This window comes from Agrobacterium sp. El2ro-1b (genome assembly GCF_048298475.1).
GTDB lineage: Bacteria > Pseudomonadota > Alphaproteobacteria > Rhizobiales > Rhizobiaceae > Agrobacterium > Agrobacterium fabrum.
In genome coordinates this window covers 375,126-387,726 of record NZ_CP103458.1, presented here as the reverse complement: position 1 = coordinate 387,726, position 12,601 = coordinate 375,126, and the positions used below count along the sequence as shown (strand labels likewise).

Annotated in this window: 15 protein-coding genes; 5 read left to right on the top strand and 10 right to left on the bottom strand. The window is 59.2% G+C overall.

Annotated elements, in window-relative coordinates; genetic code table 11:
* Positions 1-58: 58 nt before the first annotated feature.
* From NYR50_RS01850 to NYR50_RS01840, 3 genes are all read left to right on the top strand, one after another.
* Positions 59-667: a DUF6656 family protein gene (locus NYR50_RS01850; protein WP_418136595.1), complete on the top strand. Its 609-nt coding sequence runs from the start codon at positions 59-61 to the stop codon at positions 665-667.
* Positions 668-730: 63 nt separating this feature from the next.
* Positions 731-1,708, top strand: a complete 978-nt coding sequence (locus tag NYR50_RS01845; RefSeq protein ID WP_418137325.1) for an L-threonylcarbamoyladenylate synthase — start codon at positions 731-733, stop codon at positions 1,706-1,708.
* 50 nt (positions 1,709-1,758) lie between these two features.
* A complete protein-coding gene (locus NYR50_RS01840) occupies positions 1,759-3,195 on the top strand; it encodes an FAD-binding oxidoreductase (protein ID WP_418136594.1) in 1,437 nt (478 codons plus the stop codon).
* A gap of 15 nt (positions 3,196-3,210) precedes the next feature.
* Here the strand turns inward: NYR50_RS01840 and NYR50_RS01835 are convergent, their stop codons facing one another.
* Entirely contained in the window at positions 3,211-3,729 is a 519-nt protein-coding gene (locus tag NYR50_RS01835) for a glycosyl transferase (protein WP_418136593.1), read from the bottom strand.
* A 288-nt stretch (positions 3,730-4,017) separates the two neighbouring features.
* Here NYR50_RS01835 and NYR50_RS01830 point away from each other — a divergent pair, with 288 nt between their 5' ends.
* Complete coding sequence (locus tag NYR50_RS01830) at positions 4,018-5,175, top strand: PA0069 family radical SAM protein (protein WP_306018339.1); 1,158 nt, start codon at positions 4,018-4,020, stop codon at positions 5,173-5,175.
* A 334-nt stretch (positions 5,176-5,509) separates the two neighbouring features.
* A complete protein-coding gene (locus tag NYR50_RS01825; RefSeq protein ID WP_418136592.1) occupies positions 5,510-6,163 on the top strand; it encodes a ribonuclease HII in 654 nt (217 codons plus the stop codon).
* A gap of 65 nt (positions 6,164-6,228) precedes the next feature.
* Here the strand turns inward: NYR50_RS01825 and NYR50_RS01820 are convergent, their stop codons facing one another.
* The 9 genes from NYR50_RS01820 to NYR50_RS01780 all read right to left on the bottom strand — a co-directional run bounded on the left by NYR50_RS01820 (position 6,229) and on the right by NYR50_RS01780 (position 12,279).
* Complete coding sequence (locus NYR50_RS01820) at positions 6,229-6,864, bottom strand: CatB-related O-acetyltransferase (protein ID WP_418136591.1); 636 nt, start codon at positions 6,862-6,864, stop codon at positions 6,229-6,231.
* Between the two features lie 159 nt (positions 6,865-7,023).
* Complete coding sequence (locus tag NYR50_RS01815) at positions 7,024-7,485, bottom strand: pyridoxamine 5'-phosphate oxidase family protein (protein ID WP_418136590.1); 462 nt, start codon at positions 7,483-7,485, stop codon at positions 7,024-7,026.
* A complete protein-coding gene (locus NYR50_RS01810) occupies positions 7,482-7,937 on the bottom strand; it encodes a hypothetical protein (protein ID WP_418136589.1) in 456 nt (151 codons plus the stop codon). Before NYR50_RS01810 ends, NYR50_RS01815 begins: the two co-directional genes overlap by 4 nt.
* 223 nt (positions 7,938-8,160) lie before the next feature.
* On the bottom strand, positions 8,161-8,646 hold the full coding sequence (locus NYR50_RS01805) for a F0F1 ATP synthase subunit B (protein WP_418136588.1): 486 nt from the start codon (positions 8,644-8,646) through the stop codon (positions 8,161-8,163).
* A gap of 1 nt (position 8,647) precedes the next feature.
* Positions 8,648-9,289 carry a F0F1 ATP synthase subunit B gene (locus NYR50_RS01800; protein WP_080810389.1) on the bottom strand — a complete coding sequence of 214 codons (642 nt, stop codon included), beginning with the start codon at positions 9,287-9,289 and terminating at the stop codon, positions 8,648-8,650.
* 79 nt (positions 9,290-9,368) lie between these two features.
* Positions 9,369-9,596, bottom strand: a complete 228-nt coding sequence (locus NYR50_RS01795; protein WP_003494147.1) for a F0F1 ATP synthase subunit C — start codon at positions 9,594-9,596, stop codon at positions 9,369-9,371.
* 73 nt (positions 9,597-9,669) lie between these two features.
* Positions 9,670-10,419, bottom strand: coding sequence for a F0F1 ATP synthase subunit A (locus tag NYR50_RS01790; RefSeq protein ID WP_418136587.1), 750 nt, complete (start codon positions 10,417-10,419; stop codon positions 9,670-9,672).
* Between the two features lie 60 nt (positions 10,420-10,479).
* On the bottom strand, positions 10,480-10,845 hold the full coding sequence (locus tag NYR50_RS01785) for an AtpZ/AtpI family protein (RefSeq protein WP_006309766.1): 366 nt from the start codon (positions 10,843-10,845) through the stop codon (positions 10,480-10,482).
* A gap of 270 nt (positions 10,846-11,115) precedes the next feature.
* Complete coding sequence (locus tag NYR50_RS01780; protein ID WP_174007569.1) at positions 11,116-12,279, bottom strand: cell wall hydrolase; 1,164 nt, start codon at positions 12,277-12,279, stop codon at positions 11,116-11,118.
* Between the last annotated feature and the right edge of the window lie 322 nt (positions 12,280-12,601).

Sequence of the window (12,601 nt, the reverse complement as noted above, 5' to 3'; positions counted from 1 at the left end):
GGAGTTTTAACGCGCCCTAAACTATATTGAAGGAACGACAGCAACGGGAGCGCTTCTGGTGGAGAAGGCGACACGCATACGCTATTTCGATGCGGCACAGCATTCGGTTACGCCGATACGGTCGAAGACCGCGCATTCCGACTTCCTGCGCACGGGCCGTATCAGCCGTTACGAAGAGCGCTGGCTGCCCAGGGAGCGCGTCTATTACAGCCATGACGAGGTGGCTGCACTGACCGGGCGGAAGCTGGAGGCTGCCGCCGAAGCAACCCATAGCCGTCTCAACACCTTTCACCAGTCCATCCGTTTCCCAAAGATGGTTTTCCACCATCTGCTCAATGACCGGCCGCATCTCGGCTATTGCCATGTCACGGCGGCGAAAACGAGCTTCGATGCCGAGCGCCATGTGATGTGGTCATTTTATTTCGCAAATTTCTTCGCCGAGCTGAGCGGGGCCGAGAACTTCTTCGAAAATATCGATGCGCGTTATTCCCGCATGTATTTCGCCGTCGCCATCAACGCGCTTCCGGATCGGGAGATCGCCATCGACACCTCCTTCCATCGCAGCGGCCTGTTGTTCCAGACGCACGATCCGCGTGTGGCGCTGAAAAACGTGCTTTTGCTTGGCGCGCGTTCCGCGGAGATGCGCAAGATCATCAAGGCGATATAAAACGCGACAGCACTTTCCATCCCGGCCTGAAATACGCTATTGACCGCCCTGAAAGGCAGCATCATGGCGGGTCATATCAACATCGAAACCGAGCGGGAAACAGCACTGCAGGCATCCGTGGCCGAGCTTGCGGACGGCAGGGCGATCGCGCTGCCGACGGAAACCGTCTATGGCCTCGCCGCCGACGCCACCAATCCCGCCGCCATCACCCGTATTTACGAGACCAAGGGCCGGCCGCAATTCAACCCGCTGATCTGCCACATGGCCGATATCGCCATGGCCGAGCGTTACGCGGTTTTCGACCCTACATCGCGGAAACTCGCTGAGGCCTTCTGGCCCGGCCCGCTAACGCTCATTCTGCCGCTGAAACCGGAAAGCGACATTCATTCGCTGGCGACGGCCGGGCTCGATACGGTCGGCATTCGAGTGCCGCAGGGTTTTGCCGGCGATCTTATCCGCCGGTTCGGCAGACCGCTCGCCGCCCCCAGCGCCAATAGTTCCGGCAAGATCAGCCCGACAAGTGCGGCCCATGTGGAAGCCGATCTCGGGCAAAAGATCAATCTCATTCTCGATGGCGGTGCCGCCGCCGTGGGTGTCGAATCCACCATCGTCAAGGTAGAGGAGGATGGCCGGGTGCGGCTACTTCGCCCTGGCGGCATCGTCACCGAGGAGATCGAGCGCGTTGCTGGCGTCAGGCTCGAACGGTCGAAAAAAGCCGCCGCCGCCATCGAGGCGCCGGGAATGCTCGCCTCGCATTATGCGCCGGGCGCCACTGTCCGCCTTAACGCCACATCGGTTCTGCCTGATGAAGCGCTGATCCGCTTCGGCGGCATTGCGGTTTCCGGTGAAGAGACGGCACGCGCCGTTCTTGACCTCAGCCCGGCCGGCGATCTTGCCGAGGCCGCTGCCAACCTCTTCGATTATCTGAAAGCCGCCGATGCGAGCGGTGCGGACACCATCGCCATCACCGCAATTCCCACCCATGGTCTTGGAGAGGCGATCAACGACCGCCTTTCCCGCGCCGCCGCGCCGCGAGGCTGACGGTACTCAACCCTTTCGCCCATGTTTCAAAAGACAGCGAGACGCCGCCCATGACGCCCATGACCGCCATCCCCTCCTCCGATATCCTTGACCGCTTCACCGCCATCGTTGGCGAAAAAAATGCGGTGCGCGACCCGGCGGAAATGGCACCGCGCCTGGTGGAGAATCGCGGACTTTATCGCGGCGCTTCCCCCCTTCTCCTCAAGCCCGGTTCCGTCGAGGAGGTTGCCGCCATCCTGAAGCTCGCCAGCGAGACCGGCACGCCCATCGTGCCGCAAACCGGCAATACCGGCCTTGTGGGCGGCCAGACGCCGCGCGCTGACGGCACCGATATCATCCTGTCGCTGGAGCGCATGAACCGCATCCGCGACATCGATCCCGTTGCCAATATCATCGTCGCCGATGCCGGCTGCATTCTTGACGACATTCATAAGGCGGCCAGCTCCGTGGAGCGCATGTTCCCGCTATCGCTCGGTTCTCAAGGCTCCTGCCGCATCGGCGGCAATCTCGCCACCAATGCCGGCGGCACGGCGGTGCTTGCCTATGGCAATATGCGTCAGCTCTGCCTCGGGCTCGAAGTGGTGTTGCCAACCGGCGAAATCTGGAACGGGCTGCGCCGGCTGAAAAAGGACAATACGGGTTACGATCTGCGCGATCTCTTCATCGGCTCCGAAGGTACGCTGGGTGTCATCACCGGCGCGGTGCTGAAGCTTTTCCCCAAGCCGCTCGGCCATCAGGTGGCCTTTGCCGGTCTTGCCTCCACCGAAGATGCGCTGAAACTGTTCGAAATGGCCTCAAACCTCTGCGGCACAGCGCTGACCGGCTTTGAACTCATGCCACGAATTGGCGTCGAGTTCACCGCCAGGCATATTCCCGGCGTGCGCGACCCTCTGGGGCAGCCGCATGACTGGTACGCCCTCATCGATATCTCCACCTCCGATTCGGCCGAGACGGCGGATAAGATGATGCAATCGCTGCTGGAGCGTGGTTTTGAGGCCGGGCTGGTCGAGGATGCGGCGATAGCCGCATCCGAAGCGCAGCGTCAGGCGCTCTGGCACATGCGTGAAAGCATGTCGGACGCGCAGAAGCCGGAGGGCGGATCGATCAAACACGACGTTTCCGTTCCGGTGTCGAAAATACCGGAATTCATGACTACTGCGGAAAAGGCCGTGCTCGCCGCCATTCCCGGCGCCCGCATCTGCGCCTTCGGCCATCTCGGCGATGGCAATATCCACTACAACATCTCCCAGCCAGTCGGTGCTGACAAGGCGGAATTCCTCGGCCGCTGGCGGGACATGAACGAGATCGTGCACGGCATCGTGCTGTCGCTCGGCGGCTCGATTTCGGCCGAACATGGCATCGGCCAATTGAAGCGCGACGAACTGGCCGCCATCCGGCCCAGCATCGAAATGGAGCTGATGCATCGCATCAAGCACGCCTTCGACCCTGCTGGTATCATGAACCCCGGCAAGGTTCTGGTGGGGTAAGACCGCCAGCCGACCTCAGGCCGGCGTTCGCAAAGCCCAGGCCGGCACCATTTCCGCATTCAAGCGGCGCGGCTTTTGCCCGCCAACCAGTTCCGTCAGGCTCATGCCCGATTTTGCGATTGAAAGGGCCTGTGTCTTTGGCAGGAGGTATCCGTGTTCAAGCGGCGGTGCGCGGTGCAGCATGCGGCTGAAGATATTCCGCCGGTGATACCGCGAAGGCGAAAACCGTGCGGGATCAGGGCAGATCGCGACATATTCGAGGATTTCGTCGATCCAGCCCGCCTGCGGGCGCGCACCGGGCTCGATCAACAACAGCCAGCCGCCACGCGCGGATTGCAGGATTTCCTGAATGTCCCATTGCCCATAAAAGCGGCAACCGGCGGCATCGGCCACGCGCGACGATCCATCGCGCGAACCGTGATCGAGGATCACCACATCGCTCACAAGCCCTTCCACTGCACCGGTCACAAGCGCGGACAGCGTGTGCGCCAGTTCCGGTTCCTGATCCCGGCATTCCATTAAGACTGTCAACATAGGCATAGCTCTAACGCATCGCACAATAAATTGCCACTGGCCTCTTTGCGATGGAGAATAGCCCGATCCATGCCGCGCATTGCACCGGCGTCGAGAACCATCCGGCTTCCGCCATTTGCGCTTCGGTCCGTGTGGCCGGTCGTATTTTCACAATTTTGTTCTTGTATTGTTCTCATTCCTGATGTAGGAATTTAATCATTCGGACGGCGAGCAAACGCCTCTCCGGATGGAAACGGTTTAGGGCGTTGAGCGTGCCTTGATGGCGTGCAGCGCTCTGGGAGCATCCAGATGAGAAACCATACGCTTGACGGGCAGGCTGCCTTTCAGCCGAGCCATATGCCTGATATTGCCAATGCGCTTGCCGATGCATCCGGCCTGCGCATCGAGATCGACCGTCGTCGAGGCCGGGGCGCCGGATTGAACCCGGACGGTCGCTTCGAGGCCTTGCAGCGCGAGGTTTTCGACGATGGCTGGCAGACGCTTGAGGATATGCCGGAATTCCGCACCGAGGTGCAGGTCGAAAAGCCGCGCAGCATTATCACCCGCAACGAATCTCCCGATATCCCGTTCGACCGTTCCATCAATCCCTATCGCGGCTGCGAACATGGCTGCATCTATTGTTTCGCAAGGCCCAGCCACAGCTATATGGGGCTTTCGGCCGGGCTCGATTTCGAATCGAAGCTTTTTGCCAAGCCGGATGCGGCGAAGCTGCTGGAACGGGAATTGGCGAAACCGGGCTACAAGCCGCGGGTAATCGCCATCGGCACCAATACCGACCCTTACCAGCCGATCGAGCGCGAATGGCGCATCATGCGGCAGATACTGGAAGTGCTGGCAGAGGCTGATCACCCCGTCGCCATCGTCACCAAATCAGCGCTGATCAAACGAGATATCGACATTCTGGCGCCAATGGCCAAAAAGGGCCTCGCCAAGGTCGGCATTTCCGTAACCACGCTGGACCGCAAGCTCGCGCGCAACATGGAACCGCGCGCTGCCACGCCGGAGAAACGGCTGGAGGCGGTAAAGGCTTTGACGGAGGCTGGAATTCCCGTGGCGGTGATGATGGCGCCCGTCATTCCGGCACTCAACGATCATGAGATCGAACGTATTCTCGAGGCAGGCAAGGCAGCGGGGGCGACCGAGGCTTCTTATGTGCTGCTGCGTCTGCCACTGGAGGTGAGCCCGCTGTTTCGCGACTGGCTCTTGCGCAATTATCCGGACCGTTATCGCCATGTCATGTCGCTGGTGCGCTCCATGCGTGACGGCAAGGATTACGATGCTGAATTTGGCAAGCGCATGAAGGGCGCCGGTCCCTATGCCTGGCAGATCGGCCGGCGTTTCGAGATGGCGACGAAGAGGCTTGGCCTTATCCGCCGTGCCATCCATCTGCGCGACGATCTCTTCGTGCCGCCGGGCGGTGCCGGGTTGCAATTGTCACTGCTTTGAAACCGGCGCTGACGACGCTGACTGTTAATCCAAGCCGTCTTGCCGACGTGCCGATATCAGGAAGAAGATTATGAGGAGCGCCGGTCCTTCGTTCTGGCCGGCTATGCTCCTGACGAAATGCCCGGCGGGTTTCCCCTGGCCTGCCGGACATCGCCCCCGGAACCCGCCGCCTCGCGTGCGATCGTTTTTCCTCCGCCGCCCCGCTGGAGGATCAAAGGTCATGACGACCTAAGGGGCACGGTGAGCCACGCCCCTCGACCCCGGCTCACCGCGCCTGTCATCGCCCGCTTCCGGGGGCTTGCAGGAGATCGGGTGTGTATGCGAGTTTCGCCGCATGAAACGTACCGCCACACCCGATTCTCCTGCTCTTTTCGACCTTGCCGATACCGGCCCGGACTTCTCGTTCGAACTGGAAGCCAAAAAGAAGGGCTTCTGGCCCGTGGCTGGCACGGATGAGGCAGGCCGGGGCCCCCTTGCCGGCCCGGTGGTTGCGGCGGCTGTCATTCTCGATCCGGATAATATTCCCAAGGGCATGGACGATTCCAAGAAACTGAGCAGGCAGAAGCGCGAAAGCCTTTTTGTGCAGATCATGGAAACCTCGATCGTATCCGTTGCCTCCTCCGGCCCCGGCCTGATCGACACCATGAATATCCTGCGCGCCAGCCTCGACGCCATGCGCCGCGCCGTGCTTGGCCTCGAAATTTCCCCCGCCCTCGTGCTGGCCGACGGCCGCGACAGGCCACCGGGCATCGCCTGCGAATCCAAGGCCGTCATCAAGGGCGATTCCCGCTCCCTCTCCATCGCCGCCGCCTCGATCATCGCCAAGGTGACCCGCGACCGGATGATGGAACGCGCCGGCGTGGTGCACACCTCCTACGGCTTCGAAGGCCATGCCGGTTACGGCACACCGGCCCATCTGCGCGCCATCGAAAGCCATGGGCCGTGCCCGCTGCACCGGATGAGCTTTCGGCCGCTGAAGCGGGATTGATGCGGCGAATACGCGCCTTTTAATCTTCTCCGCTTTCAAAGCGGGTAGTTAAAAATGTTGCGTTTCTATTGAACCAATCTGAGCGCGGCAATATCGCCGCTATCAAGCGCCCCTAGATTTGCCTCGATTTTATCGATCGGCCAGTCCCACCAGGCGAGATGAAGCAGTTCGTTGACGACTTCGCTGGAGTAACGCATTCGGATGATGGATGCCGGATTTCCTCCGACGACTGCGTAGGGTGGAACATCGCGAGCAACAACCGATGCAGCGGCGACAATCGCACCGTGACCTATGCGAACCCCTGGCATGATTGCCGCGTTCTGGCCAATCCATACATCGTGATCAACAATCGTGTCCTTAACAGGCAGGTCTTTGTAACCAAAGGTCTCTGGTTTGAAGATGCGAAACGGATAGGTCGTGAAGCCAGTCATCGGATGGTTTGCGGAACTCGTTATGAAGTAACTGCCTCTCGCGATTTGGACAAATTTGCCGATCACCAATCGCTCGCGAACGCCATGCCCCAGATAAGGCGCAAGGATCACCGCTGTATCTTCTAGTCTTCCAGAATGCGTGTAATAACTAAAATCACCTATCTCCATGCGTGGATGATCCACAACGTTCTTCAGATATACCGTATCCCGATACAAGCAACCGTCGGGTAAAGTAATCGGATAAACCGCATTCCTGTCGAGAAGAGCCATGATGAACCTTTTTAAGTGCATCGCTAGCTAGGCTGATGAGATGCAGCATTCTGCAAAAACCTGCGGGCGACTGTGTTGCGACGAGACTAATGTCACACAGCATGGAAATCCATTGCGGCCCACGTATCGTTCCAATGAAGATTTTTGATATCAAAGCGTCTAGACAGGCTGGACCCCATAGGTCGCATAAGCGCTCTGCATTCTCTCATTCTCGCCGCGTTCGGGAAACAGCTTGTAGCTCGGTGCCCATATGCGGGAAACGCGTTCGATTTTGACAGCAATAATATTCCGTATCGGAAAATCCGCGCCCGCCATATGCAGTAGGTCGGCACCGAACGCCTGAAAATCCGCGTCGCCGGGTGCCAATATTCTGGCATTGCCGGTAAGTTTGAACCCCTTCTGTCGAAATACATCAACGAAGCTGACGCAGACTTTCGGGCGGGCGATGGCGTTGTGGACGCTGTGTGACGAAGCAATGTCAGCGATGACAATATGTTCTTCGCCGTGGCTGGTGAATATCTCCTTCGGTGTCACACTGGGAGTGCCATCATCATCGACGGTCGCAAGCCAGCAGAGTACCGAGTTCTCCATATCGGCTCTGATCGCGTCGTTGATCTTCATGATGTTCCTCCCTCAGTCTTAGTAACGAGAGCTGTTGGCAGTAGTTCACTGATACCGGTTGCGTCGCCACTTAAGCGCCCAAACGCGACAGCCATGCACTCCAAGCCGTTTTCCTGTGCCGAAGGGTCGTTCAAGAAAATTACAGGCACGTTGAGAGCATGAGCGAAGGCTGCTTCCATCAATGTATTTGGTCCGACGTACCCCTCAATGCCTCCCTTCGGAAAGTTAGCGATCAGGACGACATCGCAGTGCCGGATTATCTCAAGATGCCGGTCGATGTAATATTTCTTCTGTGCAATGACTTCAGCACTCTTCAAATCCGTCCAATCAAAATTTCGCTCTTCCCGGGCCGGGGTCATTGGCTGGTATCCCAGCGCTTCAAATGCACTTGCGATTGCCTCCATTTCCTCCACGAAAGCCATTGAGCCACAGATAGCTATACGAACTGTCATAGTTAGCCTCCGCGATTTCGTAAGTATATAATCCCACGGTGAAACAAGCAGGCTGGCCTCAACCGGCACACGCCGAGAGAAGCTCGACATTCCACCGTGCGAGTTGAGGCGTAAGGGACGCAGCCCTACTGCCAAGACGATACATTAAGCTTGAGGCAACAGCATAACAAAAAACCCCTCGCAGCTCTCGCCGGAGGGGTTTCTAATCAGCCCGAGATAAATCTCAGTTCAGCTTAGACTTCACTTCGCCAATTGCGGCTGTGAAAAGCTTGGCCTTTGCGGCAGCCGTCGTCTTTTCCGCCAGCAGCTTCTCGGAAGCGGCGATGGCGATGTCGACGGCGGCGGCGCGGACGGCGCCGATGGCGTCTTCTTCGGCCTGCTTGATCTTCTGTTCCGAAAGGGCCGTGCGGCGGGCGACGAATTCTTCCGTCTTCTGCCTGGCTTCTTCGGTGAGTGCGGCTGCTTCGCGTTCAGCGGCGGCGACGATGCCGGCGGCTTCCGCTTCAGCTTCCTTGCGCTTGCGCTGATATTCGGCCAGCAGGTGCTGGGCCTCTTCGCGCAGACGCTTGGCTTCGGCCAGCTCGTCCTGAATGTTCTGGGCGCGCTCGTCCAGAGACTTGGAGAGCATGCCCGGAACCTTGAGATAGGCGATCAGGACAAAGAAAAGGACAAGACCGACGAGGGCGAAAAATGATGCATCAAATGCCATGTCAGGCTCCCTTCACGGCAGAAGCGGCGGCGATGGCGGCCTTGACGTCGGTATCCTTGACCTTGGCGCCAACCAGCTGGTCGACGATCGCGGTCGCGGTTTCCTCGGCAATGGCGCCGACATCGGCGAATGCCTGATCCCTGATACCCGCAATGCGCTTTTCGGCGGCGGCGAGCTTTTCAGCAAGACCGGCTTCGATCGCGGCGCGGTCGGCATCGGCCTTCGCTTTGGCGGCGTCACGTGCCGAGGCGCCGATCGAGCTTGCCTTGGCGCGGGCTGCCGCGAGTTCTTTTTCATAGGTTTCGACGGCTGCGTCGGCTTCGGCTTTCAGCCGGGCCGCTTCGTCGAGATCCTGTGCGATGCGTCCGTGACGGTTTTCGAGAATGCCGCCGACGCGCGGAACGATGACCTTCTGCATCAGCAGATAGAAAAGGCCGAACGTAATCGCGAGCCACAGGACCTGCGATGCATAAGTAGACTGGTCGAACGGCGGGAAAACGCCGGAAGCACCGTGTTCGGCGCCGTGCGCTACACCGGTTTCCGTGTGCGTGGCTGCCGGTTGCGGCTGGCCTACAGCCGGAGTTTCCGTATGCGTTTCACCTACGGTCGGTGCTGACTGGGCATAAGCCTCGGTCACGAACATGCTCACCTCCAGGGGGACTGCAAATGCGAAGGATCACGGCACGCCATTCGCGAGCCGTGATCCAGACCTGATGCCGTTATCAGACAGCGAACAGGAGAAGGAGAGCTACGAGCAGCGAGAAGATGCCCAGAGCTTCCGTAACGGCGAAGCCGAATACCAGACGGCCGAACTGGCTGTCGGCAGCAGAGGGGTTGCGCAGTGCGCCGGAGAGGTAATCACCGAAGATACGGCCGAGTGCGAGGGACGTACCAGCCATGCCGAGGCATGCGAGACCTGCGCCGATGTACTTTGCTGCTTCCGCTTCCATGTGAGACTCCTTGAGATATAGGTTGTTGCGGCTATCTTTTGGCGCCCGTTGCCGGGGCCAGCGACTTTACTTCTCAGTGACCACCATGCACGGCGTCGTTCAGGTACATGCAAGTCAGTACCGCGAACACATAAGCCTGCAGGAAGGCAACGAGAAATTCGAGAGCGGTCATGGCGACCGTCATGATGAGAGGCAGGACAGCGCCGCCGACGCCGAGTGCGCCGAGCGCACCCATGGAGGCGACGAAGCCTGCGAAAACCTTGAGCGTGATGTGGCCGGCCAGCATGTTCGCGAAAAGACGAACGGAAAGGCTGATCGGGCGCGACAGGAACGAGATCATTTCAATCGACGCCACAAGCGGCAATAGCGCCTTGGGCACGCCCGAGGGGGCGAAGATGCCGAAGAAATGCAGGCCGTGCTTGTAAAAGCCGTAAACGATCACCGTGCCGATGACGAGGCAGGCAAGCGCGAAAGTGACGATGATCTGGCTGGTGACCGTGAAGAAATACGGGAACATGCCGATAAGGTTTGCCGTCAGCACGAACATGAACAGCGAGAAAACGAATGGGAAGAACACCATGCCCTTTTTACCGGCGCCTTCGCGCAGCATGGAGGCGATGAATTCATAGGACATTTCAGCAACGGACTGCATGCGGGTCGGGATCAGACCGCGGTTCGACGTTGCGAAATAAAGGAAACCGGACGCAGCAGCCACGGTCGCAACCATGAAAAGCGACGCATTGGTGAAGGAAAAATCGACGCCGCCAATTTCGATCGGAATGATCGGCTGCACCAAGAACTGATGGGTCGGATCGTTTGCCACCGGCTGCCCTCTTTACCTGTCGCCGCGCATCGCGGCATCTCAACTGCAAGAAAAAACAGCTTAAGCGCCGCCTTTTCCACCCTCGTCCTGTCTGTCCGCCTTCTCCAGCAGCGGCGGCTTGGCCACCGCGCCCGTCGAGCGCAACACATTCAATACGCCTGCGCAGAAACCGAGAAGAAGAAGAACGATCATCCCCCACGGCGTCGTGCCGACAAAATAGTCCAGAAGATAACCCAGCATAGCGCCGACCACGATGGCCGAAATGAACTCCGATGAGAGCTTGACCGCCATCGCAAAACCTTTCCGGTTTTCCGCAGCGTTGGTCTCCGCCCTCACGTCCGCCTCATCCTCCGCCTTCACCTTTGCCAACTCATCAGCAAGGCGCTTGCGACGCTCGTCCAGACTATCGTCACGGTTGCCAGTCATCTTAGAATCCCACCCATTTTCTCCGTTCCAGCCATGCCAGAACCCTTTGGAGTTGTAAACGGTGACGGATTAAGCCTGTTCCAGCCCGCTCTGAAGTCGCGCGCAACATAGTTTTAGGGGCTTCGCTAGTCAAGGCACTGGCGCAGCTTGTTTCGACACAAATTTATCGTTTTATAACAACGACTTAATGCCAAATCGCGGTTTGGCGGCGATGTTTCGCCAGGGAATCGGCATTTTTGACACGCAAAATGCGACAAATTGGCGGTGGTATCAGCTCCAGCCGCCACCATAGGTACGATAAAAGACGTGCAGGCCGATCCTGCCGACCTTCTTCATGGATTTTCCCCAGGCGGGGCGAACATAGACGGCATGATAATGAGTCGCTGAGCCGACTTCCGTCAGCCAGATCTTGCCGGCTGTCGTGGCCATGGCCACTTCGCGCGCCATTTTCCAATGGCGCTCGGAATTCACGCGGTCCTTGATATTGTCGCAGGCGAAGGAAAACTGGCAGCGGTTACGCCAGTCCTTGTTCTGATAGACCACACCGCAGATGGTTTTCGGATAGGTGGGGTTGCGCACGCGGTTGAGGATGACCTGGGCGACCGCCGCCTGGCCTTTGACCGATTCTCCGCGCGCCTCGAAATAGATGCCGGATGCGAGGCACTGCTGTTCTGCGGCGGAGAAGACTTCGGCCGGCAGCGGGGTCGCCGCCCAGGCGTGATCGTCCGCACTGATCTGCGGCACGAAACGGCCGGCCTCCGGTTTTTTGAGAATGGCGTCGAAAGGCGATTCCCGGGCGAAGTCCGGTGCGGCCGGCGCATAGGCCGTGGCGAGAATGTCCGGAGTACGGTTGGTGACGAGTTCCGCCAGCATCGGCGAGACGCTCTTATCCGCCTTCTTTTCGTCGCGGCGGAAATAGAAGGAGGCGAGTTCGACGTCCTTGCCGCGTTTCGGCTTGACGAAAGCCGTGCGGTCCTTGCGCTTCAGCGGCTCGATATCCAGCATGCTCGTGCGTTGGAGGACGGAACCGGCAGTGAAGGCCTTGGGCGGCTGCATGATTTCGGTTGCGACGATGCGGCCTTTCTTGGCGGCGCGGTTCACACGCTCGCTATCCGGCGTCGTTGCCTCACCTTTCTTGTTGGTGACGAAAGCGACCTTGCTGCCATTGGGCAGGGTCATGCCGCTGCCATGCAGCGCCGCATCACCTGCCGCATCGTTGAAAGTGAGCGAGGCATTGTGCACCGAGCCCGCCGGAGATGCGGTCAGCACCATGCGCCATTGCTCACCGCCATTGTCCAGCCCCGCCAGAAGCGAGGCCAGATCCGCACGGGCGGCAAGAGAAGGAAAGACGAGCCAGGCGGCAAGGCCGAAGACGACGGGCGAGGTCCATTTTGACGCCCACCCCTCTCGGGACATGGCGGACCGACGACGCATTACACTTTTCGAACGCAAAACCAGCACTCCGAACACCGACAACCGAATTTTCTACAGGTGTTCAAGAATCTCTTATTAACCTTGATGCTTGGTTAACGCCGCGCAGTAAGGTGCCTTCACGTTAGTGTGTGAACATATTCTAATTGGCATGGCGGGGCATCGGGTTTGCATATGCCGGCTATAACTGTCCCACACGGCATCTCCACATCCATCATTTCGGCCTCGAGCCGGAATGGAGCCGACGCGCGTCCGCGCGGCGAGAAGACTCCCTTCAGCCCAAGGACTTGCGCCGGCTGGATACCGGCTCAAGGCCGGCATGGCG